Here is a 16,848-nt window from a genome sequence, read left to right on the forward strand (position 1 = left end):
TGATATGAACAATTTTGAGCCAAAGATAATTGGATTTTTATGTAACTGGTGCAGTTATGCCGGGGCGGACCTGGCCGGGGTTAGCCGTTTGCAGTACCCGGCCAATTTGCGGGTGGTGCGGGTGATGTGTTCCGGGCGGGTGGATCCCACTTTTGTTTTTAAGGCGCTGGACGTGGGCGCGGACGGGGTGCTCATTGCGGGATGTCACCCCGGTGATTGCCATTATTCGGACGGCAATTACAATACCATGAGGCGTTATCCATTGATGCTGCAGGTACTGGAACAAATGGGTGTAGATAAAAGGCGGGTGCGATTAGAGTGGGTTTCGGCGGCCGAAGGACCCCAGTTTGCTAAAATTGTAAATGAATTTACCGAACAAATACGCCGGCTGGGGCCGTTTAAAAAAGGGGAACTCGCCGAAAGGGGGGCTAAAGTTGGCTAAATTAAAATTGGCCATTTACTGGGCCGCTGCCTGCGGCGGCTGTGACGTGGCCGTGCTGGATGTCCATGAAAAGATTCTGGACATTGCTGATGCGGCGGACATTTTGTTGTGGCCCGTGGCTACCGATCATAAATACGCCGATGTAGAAAAAATGGCGCCGGGCAGCATTGATGTGTGCTTGTTTAATGGCGCTGTGCGCAACTCGGAAAATGAGCACATCGCCAAAATGCTGCGGGAAAAATCAAAAGTTATGGTGGCCTTTGGGAGCTGTGCGGTGTCCGGTGGCATACCGGCCCTGGCCAACTTCAAGCGGCGGGAGGATATTTTGCAAAGGGTATACATGGATACCCCTTCCACTGTGAACCCGGAGCAAGTATTGCCGGTCACCGACTGCCCGGTGCCCGAGGGTGTTTTGCACCTGCCCGAATTTTTCGGATTTGTGCACAGTTTGAACCAGGTGGTGGAAGTGGATTACTACGTGCCGGGCTGCCCGCCCACGGCCGAGCGTATTTGGGAAGTAGTCCAGGCCATTGCCACGGGTAATTTGCCCGCGGCGGGAGCCACCGTGGGGGCATTGGATAAATCGTTGTGTGACGAGTGTCCCCGGGAAAAGAGCAATAAAAAAATCAAGCGGTTTTACCGGAGCCATGAGATTATACCCGATCCCCAGCAGTGCCTGCTGGAGCAGGGACTGCTATGCATGGGACCGGTGACCAGAGGCGGGTGTGGCGGTCAGTGCATCAGTGCCAACATGCCCTGCAGGGGTTGCTACGGGCCCTTGCCCGGGGTGCTTGACCAGGGGGCCAAGTATATTAGTAGTATTGGGGCCATTATAGATGCCCGTACGCCTGAGGAAGTGAAAAAAATACTGGCGGGAATTGCCGACCCGGCCGGCACGTTTTACCGTTTCGGTATGTCTACAGCACTATTGAAGGGGGCGAACAGGTAGTGGGCAAAAGGATAACCATTGATCCCATCACCAGGCTTGAGGGGCACGGTAAAATTGAAATATTTCTTGATGATACCGGTGCCGTGGACAACGTATATTTTCAAATACCCGAGCTGCGGGGATTTGAAAAATTCTGCGAGGGTCGCCCGGTGGAGGAACTGCCCCGGATAGTCAGTCGTATCTGCGGCGTCTGACCAGGAGCGCACCATATGGCCTCGGGTAAGGCCAACGATGCGGTTTTCGGAGTGGAAGTGCCTGCAGCGGCTAAAAAGTTGCGGGAATTGTTTTACAGCGCCCATTTTTTGCACAGTCATATCGCCCATTTCTATGCCCTGGCCGCGCCGGACTTTGTGCTGGGACCGGATGCCGACCCCGCTGAGCGTAATATTCTGGGGGTGGTAAGCAAAGTGGGCCTGGAAATCGGGGGCGAGGTGATTAAACACCGCGCTTATGCTCAGGATATCCAGGCTATGCTGGGGGGCAAAGCCACCCACCCGGTGTGGGTGCTGCCGGGCGGTGTAAGTAAAGGGTTGACGGAGGAGGAACGCCGCAAGGTGGAGGAAATGGCCCATTCCTGTGTGGAGTTTGCCAAGTTTTCTCTTAAGCTGTTTGATGATGTAGTTTTGAAAAACCAGGGTTACGTGGATTTAATTTTAAGCGATGGCTACCAGCTGATGACCAACTACATGGGCTTGGTGGACGCTAACAATAAGGTGAACTTTTATGATGGCCAGGTGCGCATAGTGGACACTAACGGTTCTGAAATAGGTAAATACAGCCCCGGCGAATACCTGGATTATATCAGCGAACACGTGGAGCCCTGGAGTTACCTCAAGTTTCCCTACCTCAAAAAGCACGGCTGGACCGGTTTTACAGAGGGCCAGGGCACCGGTATTTACCAGGCGGCTCCGCTGGCCAGGCTCAACGCCGCAGACGGTATGGCTACCCCGCTGGCCCAGGAAGCCTATGAGAAATTCTTCGATACGCTGGGCGGCAAGCCCGTACACGCCATACTGGCGGCTCACTGGGCCCGCCTGGTGGAGTTGGTCTATGCGGCGGAGCGCCTGCTGGAGTTAAGTGTGGACGAGGAAATCACCAGCTCCGATATCCGGGTAATTCCCACCGGTACGCCGAACGAGGGGGTAGCCATTATCGAGGCGCCCCGGGGCACCCTGACCCACCACTACAAAACCGATGCCAACGGCATGGTCACCGCGGTGAACTTGATCGTGGGCACCACCAACAACCACGCACCCATTTACATGGCCGTCAAAAAAGCAGCCCAGGCCGTGATCAAACCCGGCGTTGAGATAACCCAGGGCCTGCTCAACATGATCGAAATGGCCTTCCGCTCCTACGATCCCTGCTTCAGCTGCGCCACCCACGCCGTATTCGGCGAAATGCCGCTGCGGGTAGTCGTATACAACGCCTCCGGCCAGCCTTTGGTGCCTGGCACCAGGTGTTGAAAGGTTGAAAGTTGACCCAACTTTGGTGCCGGGTGTTGAAAGTTGAAAGTTGGGTGTTCAAAATTAACTCCATTTAGGGGATTTTTCGTTTGTACTGTGCTTCCATGTTTCCATGCTTAAACCGTGATTCACCCATTATTATTGTGGATTAAGCACAGTCCCTTATTGTATTAGACAACTGCTTGCTAATTGCTTGCCGTTTGTATCTGAAAACGGCAAGCAATTAATCGATAATTTGAAGTATAACCCACCTATAACCACTTCTCATCGTAGCGTGGTGGATGATACTAATCCTATCCCAGATGAACGCTATAACAACGCTTTTGCATATGGTCAAAAAATGATATAGTTACATAAAATGGTTCAGGATGGTAATAAAGATGAAAAATAGCACTAAAATATATATTATCGGCTGCGGCAATGAATTGGCTGGTGACGACGGAATCGGTATTGCTGTGGTACGTAAACTGGTGGTCGGAAATACCCTGCCCGGTGATGTGGAAATTATCGAGGCGGGTATCCCTGGCCTATCCTTGGTGGAAATGATGCTGGGTGCGGATAAAGTAATACTGGTTGATTCCTTTCTTGGTGGTGCGGCACCGGGCACTGTACGGCGCTTTTTGGAAGAAGAATTGCCCAAGCCGGGCTATAACGCAGGTCAATCCCACGGTATTGGATTGCGGGAGGCACTTTCCTTTGCTCGCGGGGTGATGCCTGCTAATTTCCCCGAAGAAGTTGTGGTTGTGGGGGTGGAAATTGAGCGCCCCCAACGGTGGGTACAAGGGCTTTCCCCGGCGGTGGAGGCAGCGGTGGAGCGGGCGGTACAAATGGTCGGGGAGCAATTGAACAAATGGCAGTAGAGTCATTGTACGTGTTAACGGTAGAATCGGGGTGGGGTGTCGTCAGTGCATGAGGTATCTTTAATTCAAACCCTGATAGATATGATCGTCCAAAGTGCTAAGGAAAACGATATCATTAAAGTGGCTAAAGTTCAGCTGGTGGTGGGTGAGTGCCATGGCGCACTGCCCGAAGCGCTGGAATTTGCCTTTGAGATATTGACTGAGGGTACAATTTGCGCCGGCGCGGAACTGGTTATAGAAAAAAGCGCCCTGCTTTTAAAGTGTCAGGAATGCGCCCAGGAATTTCGCCCGGAGGGTTACCTATACCGTTGTCCCGCCTGTGGTGCGGCATATGCCTCGCTGGTTAAGGGCAGGGAACTGTATGTGGATTATTATGAAGGTGAGTAGCTTAACGGGCGTGGTTTACTGAAAACTTTATTGATGAGCCGTGGGCATGGCCCCACGATGAAAGGAACGGTTAGCAAATTGAAAGTAGTTGTGGGTAGAGATTTATTACACGCCAATGCAGGCCGGGCCGGAGAAAACCGGGCTTTATTCAATAAAAATAAAGTGGCCACAATAAATTTGATAAGTTCCCCCGGCTCGGGTAAAACCACCCTGCTGGAAAAGACCGCGGAGCTATTGCGAGGCAAACTTAAATTAGGTGTAGTGGTAGGGGATTTATATACCGTCAGGGACGCCGAGCGGATAGAAAGGGCCGGTGTGACGGCTGTGCAGATCAACACCGATGGGCTTTGTCACCTTACCGCTGACATGGTTGCCCGGGCGCTGCAGGAAATGCCGCTTTCCCACCTGGATTTACTATTCATTGAAAACGTGGGTAATTTGGTTTGTCCGGCGGCCTTTGACCTGGGTGAACATGTTAAAGTAGCTCTATTAAGTGTTGCCGAGGGCGTCGACAAGCCGGCCAAATACCCTGGTATATTCAGGGAGGCGGTGGCTGCGGTGATCAGCAAAGTTGATTTATTGCCGTATACTGATTTTGACCTGCCCGCTTGCCTTGCGGAAATACACCAGATTAACTGTGATCAACAGGTATTTGTAACATCGGCCCGCTCCGGGCAGGGTATGGACCAGTGGTGTGGCTGGCTTGGGAAATTAGCCCGGAAATCCGGGTGGAAGCAATATAAAGGGTAATGGTGGCTAAGTTGACGACGTTTCACGGAGACATTTTGGGAGAAAGGGACGGTGGCAGCGATGTGCCTGGGTATACCCGCACTGGTGGTAGAGGTCCCCGACAAACTGTGGGCCATAATTGAGGTGGAGGGCATCAGGCGCAAGGTGGGGGTGCATTTGGTGGGCGAAGTGGTGCCCGGGGATTATCTGATGGTGCACGCCGGCTATGCGGTGGAAAAACTGGAACTTGCGGAAGCTGAGGCCAGGCTTGCAATATGGAAGGAGTTACTGGAATTTGAGCGTGCTGAAAAAGCTTAACGATCCGCAATTGGGCCGGCAAATGGTCAAGATAGTCAAAGAGCAGGCGGCCCGGGTAGCCGAGCGCCTGGGTAGGGCGGTGCGGCTGATGGAAGTCTGCGGCACCCATACTATGGCTATCTCCAGTACCGGCCTGCGCGGCCTGCTGTCCGGGTTGATGGAATTGCGCAGCGGTCCTGGCTGCCCGGTGTGCGTAACCGCGGCCGGGGATATTGAGCAAATGATCGCCATATCCCGGGTGCCCGGGGTGACGGTGGCCACCTTTGGCGACATGGTGCGGGTGCCCGGCGTGCTGTCGTCGCTGGAGAGGGAGAGGGCCAGGGGTGCCAGGGTGCAAATTGTTTATTCCCCGGCTGATGCTGTGGCGCTGGCCCGGGATAACCCCGCCCGGGAGGTGGTTTTCCTGGGAGTGGGGTTTGAAACAACTGCGCCTCTGGCGGCACTTAGTATCAACGAGGCGGCTCAGCTGGGATTGAGTAATTTCAGTGTTTATTCCATACATAAACTGGTACCCCCTGTAATGAGGGCTTTGCTTGGCGCCGGAGAAGCCAGGGTTGATGGGCTTATTCTACCGGGTCACGTTTGCGCGGTAACGGGTAGCAAAGCGTTTGCCTTCATCGGGGAGGAATATGGCATACCGGCGGTGGTGACTGGTTTTACAATGGTGGATATATTGGATGCCCTGCATGTTTTGTTGAATAAAATGCAGACTGGGGATAGCCGGGTGGTTAACGGTTATCGCTGGGTGGTTCGAGACGAAGGTAACTTGCAAGCCCAGGGTGCGATAAAAGACTGCTTTTACCCTGGCGATGCTATTTGGCGGGGTTTTGGCGTTATTAACAACAGCGGTTTATTCATAAAGGAGCACTTGGCCAGGTACGATGCCATGCGCAAGTTTGGGTTGGATACGCTTGAGCGTGTCGGTGGCTTGGATTTGCCGATGCCAGAGGTGGATAGTGTTGGCGGCGCTGGGCAGTGTGCCAGTTGTAACGAGTCGCCCAGGGATCCAATGGGTTCGTTAAGCGTTGCCGGCGGTTTCGTCAGTGATGGAGGGGCGGTAACGCAGCCGGTGGGTATTGCTGGTGGTAAAATGGAAGCGGTTGGTAACCGTTTTACGGTGGACGATGCCGCCGAGCCGCGCGGCTGCCGCTGCGGTGAACTGCTAAGGGGTATAATCACCCCCCCGGATTGCGCCCTGTTCGGGCGCAAATGCACTCCGGCCAGCCCCGTAGGCCCTTGCATGGTTTCATCGGAAGGCGCCTGCGCTGCCTACTACCGTTATGGTGCTACCACAACTTTGGTGCCGGGTGTTGAAAGGTTGAAAGGTTGAAAATTGACGGCTTTTTAGTAAGAGGGTTAGCTAAATGATAGCCGCAGCTATCATTTAGGTACGTGGTTATTATAATGAAATGCAGCCGTGCCATTAAGAAGGATAGGTCAGGCTCTGTCTGTGACTCTGGGGAGCTAGGACGGGTGGGTTATATAATTAACCAGGAAGCCTCTTACCTTACGGATTGAAAAAAAGGTAGATCAAGGTAGAAGCTAGAATCTGACTTTGCCAAAATATTTGTTTATCAGGATAATACAGTTAGTTTAAGAAAGTTTAAGTCTGACCCCGAGGTGATTGTATGTCAGTTGTTTTGTTGGCCCATGGTGACGGGGGGCTGTTGACCAGGGAATTAGTTGACGGCTTGTTCTTAAAATATTTTAATAACCCACTGCTGCAGCAGCTATCTGATGCTGCGGTATTTAATTCGCCGGGTGGGCGGATGGCTATGACCACGGATGCCTTTGTAGTGGATCCCATCTTTTTTCCCGGTGGGGATATCGGCAAATTGGCGGTGTGTGGAACGATAAACGATCTGGCGGTGAGCGGGGCGCGGCCCCGCTATATTACCGCATCCTTCACCATTGAAGAGGGCTTTGCTTTGGCCGATTTGGAAAAGGTGGTAGCCTCAATGGCGGAGGCCTGTACCGAGGCCGGGGTGGACGTAGTAGCCGGGGATACTAAAGTAGTGCCCCGGGGGCACCTGGATAAACTATTCATCACTACGACGGGTGTGGGCATGGTGCCGGAAAAACTGGATTGGGGCTATCACCGCCCGGTGCCCGGGGATGTTGTGCTGGTCAACGGCAGCCTGGGCAACCACGGTTTAACTATACTGGCGGCCAGAGAGAATTTGGGACTTGATGGTGCCCTGGCCAGTGACTGTGCACCGCTGAATAATACTATCAATTTGTTGCAAAAACATTGCTCCGGCATTAAAATGATGCGCGACCTTACCAGGGGCGGGCTGGCCACCGCGGCAAAAGAAATAGCCGAAGGCTGTGGGCTGGATATACGGTTGCGGGAATATGCGTTGCCCATTGATGCAGCGGTGCGGGGTGCAGCGGAGATACTGGGCCTGGACCCGCTGTATCTGGCCAATGAAGGAAAGTTTTTGGTTATCATTGACCCGGCCCAGGTTACAAAGGCCTTGGATATTTTAAAGCAAAGTTCCTATGGGCGTGACTCGCAGGTAATTGGTCAAATTTGTGCTGGCAGCGGCAACGTATATTTACAAACCCCCCTGGGTGGCACTAAAATTTTAGGCTTGCTGGCTGGCCAGCCCTTGCCCAGGATTTGCTAACAAAACAATCGTGGTAAAATAGGGGGCCGGAGGATTGAAAAGGACAATCACGGCATTGTTTGCGATCATTATGCTTTTATGCATGGCCGTAAACGCTGTGTCGGCGGCGGCTAACCAAACAGTATTCCTACCAGGCGGCGATGTGTATACATTAAACGGCCGGCAGCAAAAGATGGATGCCGTTACTTTTATAGAGAACAGCCGGGTGTTTGTCCCGGTGCGCTATCTGGCCTATGCTTGCGGGGTGCGCGACGGGGGCATATCCTGGGATGATTTTTCCCGAACCGTAACCCTTCAAGGGGAAAATCAGGTGCTGGCTTTGCAAGCGGGCAGTAATCAACTAGTTACTGTAGATGGGCCGGTGGAGATGGACGTTGTCCCTCAAGTAATCAGTGGGCGTATGTACCTGCCGGCCCGGTGGGTGGCCCAGTATTTCGGTTATACCGTGGAATGGGATGAACCTGGCAACGCTGTACTGGTATACCTGCCCGTGGATGGCAAACCGCAGGTGATTCCAACCCAGCTCATATTACTGGTTAACAAAGTACAGGGGCTCCCTGAAGATTTCCAAACCGGCCCGCTGGTTAATTTCGGCACCTATCAGGTATCTGCTTTGCTGCAGCAACCACTTCAGCAGCTTTATGATACCGCTGCGCAGCAGGGTATCCAAATCACCATGACATCGGCCTATCGGAGTTATACTGAACAAAAGGCTTTATTTGATGAACATGCCAGGCTGTATGGTTTATCAGTGACTGAAGCAACTGTTGCGCCGCCCGGTCACGGTGAGCATCAAACAGGACTGGCTGTTGATATTGCCGGCAGTGATGCTGCCTATCGCTGGCTGGAAACAAACTGCCCGCGTTTTGGATTCATATTGCGCTACCCCAGGGGAAAAGAATATATCACGGGTTATGCCTACGAGCCCTGGCATTTTCGGTATGTTGGTGTGCCGGTGGCCACTTTTATGCAAGAAAAAGGTATTTCAACGCTGGAGGAGTACCTGCGTATATATGCAGGTCAATAAGATATTCTCTGACATATAAATGTGGAATTTTAAGCATATAAAATAAGCAAGCGTGTAATTAACCAGCCGGTGGCGAATCTTACCACCGGCTAAACCAGCTATGGGATACATTTAAATACTTTTTTTTAATATACCTATTATTATGTTTGAAATAATATTGGGGCAAATAGTATAATCATATTTAAATTAAAGGGGGGCGAGGGATGATGAAAAAGGCCGGGGATATCATGACGACTGATGTAATCACCGTTAATACCCATGATGATCTGGAAAAGGTGGCGCGGTTACTGCTGGAGCATCGTATCAGTGGGTTGCCGGTGGTGGATGATGGTGGGAAACTGGTGGGGGTTGTAAGTGAGGCAGACCTGGTGTTCCAGGAGAAGCCGGTTAGAACTCCGTTTTATGTGGTAATATTCGACAGCCCTATCTATTTGGAACGACCCAATCGTTTTATTGAAGATATCAAGCGCGCCATAGCCCAGAAGGTAGGAGAACTGATGTCTACCAACCTTTACACCGTTGGACCTGAAGCATCCATTAGGGATGTGGCTACAATAATTGCAGAAAAGGGTGTTAACCGAGTACCGGTGGTCGATGTCGATGGGAAACTTATTGGGATTATTACTCGGCAGGATATCATTAAAGCCAGTCTTGGCGATGCAGGCCGGTAAGGCTTTGCCTTCTGGTAAAGACCTCCGTTTGGTTTAGTGTTGATAACGATTGTATTACATCAGGTAATCTTTCAACCTTTCAACACCCGGTACAAAGTGGGGTGATTGGGGAATGGGAGGTGCGCTTGCCGTGGAGGACATTATAGCCAGGCAAATTTCCATAACCGGTATTGTGCAGGGAGTGGGGTTCAGGCCTTTTGTATACAACCTGGCCCGGTCTTTTAATTTATGCGGTACGGTGTGCAACACGGGCCGAGGGGTGCTGGTGCAGGTGGAAGGACCGTCGGATAGCGTGGAGCGGTTTACCGGTGCACTGCGAGCCAATCCACCCTTTTTGGCCCGGATTGACTGCTGGGAGATAGCCAGCCGCCCTTTCCAGGGGTTCGTCGGTTTTACCATTATTGATACCAGGGGCGATGCTACGGGGGAATCGGTGGTGCCTCCGGATGTGGCCATTTGCCCGGATTGCCGCCGGGAGGTTATGGAACCGTCTGACAGGCATTACCAGTACCCCTTCACCAACTGTACCAACTGTGGTCCCCGGTTTACAATAGTAAAAAATTTACCCTATGACCGGCCGGGCACTGCCATGGCCGGTTTTATCATGTGCCCTGCTTGCGTATCCGAGTACCATGACCCGGCTAACAGGCGTTTCCACGCTCAGCCCGTAGCCTGTCCGGATTGCGGTCCCCGGGTGACGCTGGTGGATCGGTATGGAGAGAAATTAAAGGGCAGTTGGCTTGACGAAACCCGGCGGTTGCTGGTGGCGGGTAAAATAGTCGCTGTCAAAGGGCTGGGGGGATTTCACCTGGCCTGCAACGCAATGGATGCCTCAGCTGTGCAGCGCTTGCGCCGCCGTAAGGGGCGGCCGGCAAGACCTCAGGCGGTGATGTGCCGGGACATGGCTACGGTTCGGGAACATTGCCTGGTGTCTAAGGGGGAAGAGAAGCTGCTGTGCTCTCCGGCAGCTCCTATTGTGGTGCTGGAGAGAAAAACATCTTCAACCCTGCCCCGGGTTCTGGCCCCCGGCCTAAATAGTATTGGAGTAATGCTCCCCTATACCCCGCTGCACGTTTTACTTATGCAAAATGGACCGGCAGTACTGGTTATGACCAGCGGCAACCGCAGCGGTCTGCCGCTGGTAAAGGACAACCGGCAGGCACTCACCGAACTGGGCGATGTGGCGGACTATTTTCTGCTGCATGACCGGGATATCATTAACCGGTGCGATGATTCGGTGGTTTGGCTGGTTGACGGGCATCTACAGTTCATGCGGCGTTCCCGGGGATATGTGCCGCAGCCTGTGGTGGTTCCCCAGGTTGCCGAAATTGACGAAAATGTTGAGGCGTTGGGCAGCCAACCAGCTATTAGGCCGGAAGAAGTACCCGGTGCAAGTCGCCCACAGGCTGTTAAGCCGGTGGAATCTCGTTCTTTTGCAGTTGAGAAAACCGGGAGGGTCATTAAGGGTAAGGCGGTTGATCATGAGATAACCGTCCTGGGGGCGGGAGGGGATATGAAGAACACCTTCTGCTTGTTGGAGGGGGGTCGGGCTTATCTCAGCCAGCACATTGGATCAGTGGATGTGCTGGAAGGTGCGGACAATTACCAGGCTAGCCTGGCCGGCTTTAGCCGCCTGATACAGGCGCAGCCCCTTGTGGCGGGGTATGACCTGCACCCTGACTACTACAGCTCCAGGATGGCCCGGGCGCTGGTGCCTACCGCTATTGCCGTGCAGCACCACCACGCCCATATGGCCGCTTGCATGGCCGAGCACGGCCTGGAGGGACAGGTTATCGGCGTCATTTTGGACGGCACGGGGTACGGGCTGGACGGGTGCATCTGGGGCTTTGAGGTGCTGCAGGGTGATTACTTGGATTTTTCCCGGGAGTGGCACCTGGAATATACGCCTTTACCCGGCGGCGAGCGTGCTGTGCGCAACCCGTGGATGACCGCCGTTGCTTATTTGCTAACGGCGTTGGGGGAGCGGGGCCGTGCGGTGGCTGAAAAATTATTTCCCGACCGGTTTAGCGAATTAAACATTATCGAAAAAATGTTGCGGTCGGGTATTAACTCACCGCTTGCTTCTAGCTGTGGCAGGTTCTTTGATGCTGTGGCCGCATTATTGGGAATTTGCCAGGTAAATACATATGATGGTCAGGCGGCTGTTGAACTTGGGGAATTGGCGCCGGCTTATATTGATAGCGTTATGTTTTCGGAAAAGCCGTCGCAACTTGACCGCTCCCAGCTTGCCCTAATCCCGTACCCCTATAACCTGAACAGTGGTATAATCGAAACCGGCGCCACCATTGAAGCGCTGGTGTTGGATATTGAACATGGCTGCGCCCCTGCAATTATCGCCCGGTGTTTCCATGATACGATAATCAGCATGGTGGTGCAGGCGGTCGAACAGGTGCGCTGTCAAAGCGGCCTAAATCGGGTGGTTCTTAGCGGTGGTTGCTGGTATAACCGGTATATGCTAAGGGCAGTCTGTAAATTACTTGGTGATCAAGGTTATCATGTCTACAGGCATACTAAAATACCCACCGGCGACGGTGGCATCAGCCTGGGCCAGGCGATGGTAGCCAGCCGGAAGCAAGGGGATGGTTCTCTTGCAGACCCCAAAGATGCTCATTAAGCATTGGGACAAGTAAAAATAAAACCTCGCCCGCTTAAAAACACCATTTGAGCGATTGATAGAATCTTCTTTTAGTAAACAAAAAACAAAGACAGTTGCATTCCAAGCCCCCCGTGTCCTTTCGGGGGGTATTTATTAATTGGTTATTAATGTAATCTTTAATAAAAGTCTTGTCAATATTATAAATATAATATATAACAATATTATATTTATTTCATTCCAAGAGGTGGTGCCTGATATTGAACGGTTTGTCCTCTGTAAGTGCGTTAACTGCCTTTGTATTTGGCGGTCTTTCTTTTTTATCTCCCTGCGTACTGCCTTTGCTTCCCGGTTATCTTTCCTTTATTGCCGGTACCGATATAACCGGTGCTGCGGCACCCTCTCGCCGCCGGGCGATGTGGAACAGTACCGGTTTTGTGCTGGGCTTTAGCGTTTTATTTGTTAGTCTGGGTGCCGCGGCCAGCAGTGCCGGGCAGTGGCTGATCAGCAACCAGACCTTGTTAAAGCAAGCAGCGGGGATTATTATCATCATTTTTGGTTTGCATATCAGTGAAATATTACCTATCAAGCTCTTTTACAGGCAGGTCAAATGGCAGCCTGCCCAACGGTTTACCGGTTGGCTGGGGGCATTTTTTCTAGGGCTGTCTTTTGCCGCTGGCTGGACTCCTTGTGTAGGGCCGGTTTTAGCCTCTATTTTGCTGTTGGCCACAAACACACAAACGCTGTACCAGGGGGTGACACTGTTAATCTGGTACTCCATGGGGCTGGCCATTCCCTTTTTGCTGGCAGCCCTGGGCATTGGTTTTGTGCATAGTTGGCTGGGTAAAATGAATAAAGTAATACCTTATATTAATGCTGTCAGCGGCGGCCTTCTGATTGCTATGGGTGTATTGCTGCTATTGGGCTTGTGGGATAGATTGGTTCTGCTGCTTTATTAGGCTGAACGAGCATTTCCAGGGTTGCTATGCTGCTTGCTATTAATGTAAAACATGGTTAATATCTTTTAATCTGCTTAGTCCTTTGTTGCCTATATAAATTGTACGATACGTATTTAATGTCCCTGACAAGCTCTAAAAGTTAAACAAATGAAGGGAGTAACAAGCCCGTGAAGCCCAAATTAATCACTGTGTTGGTGGTGGCCGTTATTGTAGCCGCAGGATTATGGCTGACCTCGGAAGATAAAAATCAGGATGCTGTAGATTATCCAAACACTAAGCTGGCTGGCGAGGTGGCGTTAAGTTTGCCCGATGGGCCAAAACAAAAAGCACTGCAGTCCGACCAAGTACCTCCTGATTTCTATATTATTAAAGAAAACCAAACTCAGGATAACCAGGTAGAACAACCGGATCAGCAAATATCTACTTTATCCGAACTAAAAGGTAAGTATGTATTTATCAATTTTTGGAACACCTGGTGCCCGCCCTGCCAGGAAGAGATGCCTGATTTAAATAAACTTTATTTGAACTATGGTCGGAAGAATGTGGAGTTTTTGTTTATCAATATAGCCAGTCAAGAAAAGTCTGTTGATGATGTGGAAACCTTTTTAATGAACAATAATTACTCCACGCCGGTATATCTGGATCGCCGGGGGGAGGTAGCCGGTGCATATGGTGTGCCGGGGGTTCCTTCCACGGTAATAATTGACCCCCAGGGGCAAGTAGTTTATGCCGCAGGGGGGCCGATCACTTACGACAGCGCCGAATCTTTGCTGGGTTTTTAGCCTGTTTTCTAAACTAATTTTTCAATAAGTATTTATCAATGGTTCTATATCAAATAAGGCCAGGAACTTTTGCAATTCGTCAATCACTTCTATTAATTCCACGGCCTGGGCTTCGGAATCATATATGGCCCGGCCGAAAGCATAGGCACCTTCCCTTTCGGGGCTATCCTTTCTGGAAGGCATATTATGTTTATTGAACCATCTTTTAGCGCTGGCATAGGGTGTGTGAAAGCAGAAACGGTAATCCTGGGAACTGATATTGAATTCGTACAGACTGTAATACTTGTATCCCCTGGTGCATTTAAAACACCCGCCTGTCTTATCCAGGTACTCCAGGTAACTCAGACGCTGGCTGTTGGCCCTGGCCCGGCAGTCAGGACACAGGGTAATTTTATTAGTTCCTTCAATAAAGCTGACATTTAGCCACTCATCCCGCTGATAATAGTTCTTCACCAGGGTGTGCAGCACAGCCTCTTTTAAATCGTATAGATAAGAGCTGCCTGCCTTGGCATAATGATTGAGGTGGTAAAGATAGTAAGCTGCTTTTAATATTTCCTGACGGCTCCGGGGCAGTCCATATATGGAATTTAAAAACTGCTCCTTGCGGTTGACCTTATCCCGGTATGACTGGTGCCTGTGGACTCTGGTTCGGGCCATCCGGTTGGCTCCCCGGTGGTAGTTGTCATAGCGTTCCCAGGCTTGTTTAATTCTGGGCATGGCTGGTATCAGAGCCTGCACCTGGGCATTGGTAAACAGCTGCATCACACCGTTTTTAAAGTTTACCTGCTTCTTTACTTCAAGATAGCCTTCTCCGGTCAGTCGTTTTATGTTATTGGGGGTAATGCCCAGAGCCTGGCTGATCTGCGCCGGATTGAGCAGCTCTTGTTCAGGTGGCTTGGACACGGCAATTCCTCCCTGACAATGGATTGTATAATCCTAATTTATCACATCTATAAGCCATACAGTACAGGAAAGTATTGTTGGGGTACCGTATTTTATGTGCCAACCTGGTCCTAGTTTTTTTTAAAGACTTAATGAAGATATGTAGTCTGGATAAATCACAAATGATCAGGTTTTTGTTCCACGTTAATGGTATCAGGTAACAAACAGTCTGCCCTTTACATATGGCAATGCCTGTGTTAGCCTTGAAAAGGGATGGCGATCTGTCGTCCTAAGGCTATATGAGCTTATTTATCAAAGGAAGGTAATATTATGACATTTAAAATTCGCGAACCGTATTTTGTCGATGATTTAGTTGTTTATTTCATTAATGAAAAGGAGGCGCTGGTTACAGATTATGACTGCCGGTGGGAGTTGCGGGCCAGCGAAGACAGCTGTGAGTGCTGTACCTTCAGGTTTAGGTCCCGGGTCAAGCCGGGTTTTATATGCCGGCATATTGATGCAATAAGGCGGATGAAGCAGCAAAGTTAAAAAGCGCTGCAGCAAAATGATCGAATGGGGACAAACTAATACCATGTGTGGAAACGAGCCCAAGCTTATTTTTAGTGCTGGGCTGTGTCCAAAATACGTCAATAATGGACGGAGGGAAACAGCATGGTTATGTCCCTTAATATTACTATCCGTTTGAAGTTGGCCAACCAGCCCGGTACGCTGGTCCGGGTGCTGGCCGTGATTGCTGATGAGGGAGGCAATCTGGGATCTATAGATTTGGTTTCTGCTGCACCGGACCATATGGTCAGAGAGCTGATGGTTTGGTTTTATGAGCGAGAAAACCTGGCGGGGTTGATTAATGCATTGGAAGAAATCCCCGGCGTGCAGATAGTGCAGGTAGCCGACAGAGTTTTTACCAAGCATTTGGGCGGTAAAATTGAAATTAAAGCTAAAAGGGAAATCCATGGCCGTGAGGATTTGGCACTGGTTTATACCCCCGGGGTGGCCCGGGTTTCCCAAGCTATTGAGGGTGACCCCGAAATGGCTTACCGGCTGACTATGAAAGGTAATTTCGTGGCTATTGTGACTGATGGCTCGGCTGTATTGGGTTTAGGTAACATCGGGCCCCAGGCCGCTCTGCCGGTGATGGAGGGGAAAGCCATACTTTTTAAAAAGTTTGCCGGTATTGATGCTTTGCCCCTGTGCCTAAATGTGCATGGTACAAAGGAAATTATTGATACAGTGATAGCCTGTGCCCCAACCTTTGGTGGAATTAACCTGGAGGACATTGCCGCTCCCCAGTGCTTTGCCATTGAAGAAGAGTTGAGCCGGCTGCTGGATATTCCGGTTTTTCACGATGACCAGCATGGCACGGCCATTGTAACGGTGGCCGGGTTGCTCAATGCGCTGCGAGTGGTGGATAAGCGGATTGACAAAGTCAAGATAGTGGTGAGCGGTGCAGGCGCGGCCGGTGTGGCCATCTCTAAAATGCTCCTGTCTACGGGCGCGCGGGATATTGTGGTGTGCGACCGTAAAGGGGCCATTGTCAGGGATGATATGCCGGAAATAGATTCTAAAAAATGGCTGGCCAGGCATACTAATGAGCGCTGCGTGCACGGCAGTCTGCAGGAGGTTATCGAAGGAGCTGACGTAATTATTGGAGTTTCCGGCCCGGGACTGTTGCACCGGGATGATATATTGCGTATGAAGGAAAAACCAATTATCTTTGCCCTGGCCAATCCGGAGCCCGAGGTGGATCCCAAAGAGATACTGGATGTAGCCGGGGTTATCGCCACCGGGCGGTCTGATTTCCCCAATCAAATCAATAATGTACTCGCTTTTCCCGGTGTTTTCCGGGGGGCGCTGGATTGCCATGCTCGCATGATTAACGATGAAATGTGCCTGGCGGCGGCCCATGTGCTGGCGGATTTAGTAACCCCCGAACAGCTTTCCCCGGAGTATATTATCCCTTCGGTTTTCAATGAAGACGTTTGCCCGGCGGTGTCCCGGGCAGTGCAGCAAGCGGCCAGAAATACAGGCGTGTCCCGCAGGTATTTATACGAGGAAAATGAGCAGGGTAAGCTGCTTAACTTTATGGCCACCTAACTTTCCGTTTAATGCCC

General features: G+C 51.3%; 17 protein-coding genes. 16 read left to right on the forward strand and 1 reads right to left on the reverse strand.

The window, feature by feature from the left end; translation table 11 throughout:
* Window positions 1-4 precede the first annotated feature (4 nt).
* The 14 genes from DESGI_RS05495 (at window position 5) to DESGI_RS05560 (ending at window position 13,834) form a co-directional block, all read left to right on the forward strand.
* Entirely contained in the window at window positions 5-442 is a 438-nt protein-coding gene (locus tag DESGI_RS05495; protein WP_006523701.1) for a hydrogenase iron-sulfur subunit, read from the forward strand.
* Window positions 435-1,391 (forward strand): NADH-quinone oxidoreductase subunit B family protein, encoded by a 957-nt coding sequence (locus DESGI_RS05500; protein ID WP_006523702.1) that lies wholly within the window; start codon window positions 435-437, stop codon window positions 1,389-1,391. The genes DESGI_RS05495 and DESGI_RS05500 overlap by 8 nt, the downstream gene beginning before the upstream one ends.
* Window positions 1,391-2,857 carry a Ni/Fe hydrogenase subunit alpha gene (locus DESGI_RS05505; RefSeq protein WP_015617925.1) on the forward strand — a complete coding sequence of 489 codons (1,467 nt, stop codon included), beginning with the start codon at window positions 1,391-1,393 and terminating at the stop codon, window positions 2,855-2,857. The genes DESGI_RS05500 and DESGI_RS05505 overlap by 1 nt, the downstream gene beginning before the upstream one ends.
* A gap of 380 nt (window positions 2,858-3,237) precedes the next feature.
* Window positions 3,238-3,717: a hydrogenase maturation protease gene (locus DESGI_RS05510; RefSeq protein WP_006523705.1), complete on the forward strand. Its 480-nt coding sequence runs from the start codon at window positions 3,238-3,240 to the stop codon at window positions 3,715-3,717.
* Between the two features lie 45 nt (window positions 3,718-3,762).
* A complete protein-coding gene (gene hypA / locus DESGI_RS05515) occupies window positions 3,763-4,104 on the forward strand; it encodes a hydrogenase maturation nickel metallochaperone HypA (protein ID WP_006523706.1) in 342 nt (113 codons plus the stop codon).
* A 57-nt stretch (window positions 4,105-4,161) separates the two neighbouring features.
* On the forward strand, window positions 4,162-4,854 hold the full coding sequence (gene hypB / locus DESGI_RS05520; RefSeq protein ID WP_162141528.1) for a hydrogenase nickel incorporation protein HypB: 693 nt from the start codon (window positions 4,162-4,164) through the stop codon (window positions 4,852-4,854).
* 60 nt (window positions 4,855-4,914) lie between these two features.
* A complete protein-coding gene (locus DESGI_RS05525; RefSeq protein ID WP_006523709.1) occupies window positions 4,915-5,151 on the forward strand; it encodes a HypC/HybG/HupF family hydrogenase formation chaperone in 237 nt (78 codons plus the stop codon).
* Complete coding sequence (gene hypD / locus DESGI_RS05530) at window positions 5,129-6,481, forward strand: hydrogenase formation protein HypD (RefSeq protein WP_006523710.1); 1,353 nt, start codon at window positions 5,129-5,131, stop codon at window positions 6,479-6,481. Before DESGI_RS05525 ends, hypD begins: the two co-directional genes overlap by 23 nt.
* A 298-nt stretch (window positions 6,482-6,779) precedes the next feature.
* Window positions 6,780-7,781 (forward strand): hydrogenase expression/formation protein HypE, encoded by a 1,002-nt coding sequence (gene hypE / locus DESGI_RS05535; protein ID WP_006523711.1) that lies wholly within the window; start codon window positions 6,780-6,782, stop codon window positions 7,779-7,781.
* Between the two features lie 34 nt (window positions 7,782-7,815).
* Window positions 7,816-8,808 carry a D-alanyl-D-alanine carboxypeptidase family protein gene (locus tag DESGI_RS22945; protein WP_006523712.1) on the forward strand — a complete coding sequence of 331 codons (993 nt, stop codon included), beginning with the start codon at window positions 7,816-7,818 and terminating at the stop codon, window positions 8,806-8,808.
* Between the two features lie 203 nt (window positions 8,809-9,011).
* Window positions 9,012-9,479, forward strand: a complete 468-nt coding sequence (locus DESGI_RS05545) for a CBS domain-containing protein (RefSeq protein ID WP_041284789.1) — start codon at window positions 9,012-9,014, stop codon at window positions 9,477-9,479.
* A gap of 130 nt (window positions 9,480-9,609) precedes the next feature.
* Complete coding sequence (gene hypF / locus DESGI_RS05550; protein WP_006523714.1) at window positions 9,610-12,114, forward strand: carbamoyltransferase HypF; 2,505 nt, start codon at window positions 9,610-9,612, stop codon at window positions 12,112-12,114.
* Between the two features lie 239 nt (window positions 12,115-12,353).
* Window positions 12,354-13,052: a cytochrome c biogenesis CcdA family protein gene (locus DESGI_RS05555; protein WP_006523715.1), complete on the forward strand. Its 699-nt coding sequence runs from the start codon at window positions 12,354-12,356 to the stop codon at window positions 13,050-13,052.
* Between the two features lie 167 nt (window positions 13,053-13,219).
* Window positions 13,220-13,834, forward strand: coding sequence for a TlpA family protein disulfide reductase (locus DESGI_RS05560; RefSeq protein WP_006523716.1), 615 nt, complete (start codon window positions 13,220-13,222; stop codon window positions 13,832-13,834).
* A 21-nt stretch (window positions 13,835-13,855) separates the two neighbouring features.
* Here DESGI_RS05560 and DESGI_RS05565 read toward each other — a convergent pair whose 3' ends face one another.
* A complete protein-coding gene (locus DESGI_RS05565) occupies window positions 13,856-14,737 on the reverse strand; it encodes a hypothetical protein (protein WP_006523717.1) in 882 nt (293 codons plus the stop codon).
* 309 nt (window positions 14,738-15,046) lie between these two features.
* Between DESGI_RS05565 and DESGI_RS05570 the strand changes: the two genes are divergently transcribed.
* Both DESGI_RS05570 and DESGI_RS05575 read left to right on the forward strand, forming a co-directional pair.
* Window positions 15,047-15,265: a hypothetical protein gene (locus tag DESGI_RS05570; RefSeq protein WP_006523718.1), complete on the forward strand. Its 219-nt coding sequence runs from the start codon at window positions 15,047-15,049 to the stop codon at window positions 15,263-15,265.
* A 123-nt stretch (window positions 15,266-15,388) separates the two neighbouring features.
* Complete coding sequence (locus tag DESGI_RS05575; RefSeq protein WP_006523719.1) at window positions 15,389-16,831, forward strand: NAD-dependent malic enzyme; 1,443 nt, start codon at window positions 15,389-15,391, stop codon at window positions 16,829-16,831.
* The last annotated feature ends 17 nt before the right edge of the window (window positions 16,832-16,848 follow it).

The sequence above is a fragment of the Desulfoscipio gibsoniae DSM 7213 genome, from assembly GCF_000233715.2.
In the GTDB taxonomy this organism is placed as follows: domain Bacteria; phylum Bacillota; class Desulfotomaculia; order Desulfotomaculales; family Desulfallaceae; genus Sporotomaculum; species Sporotomaculum gibsoniae.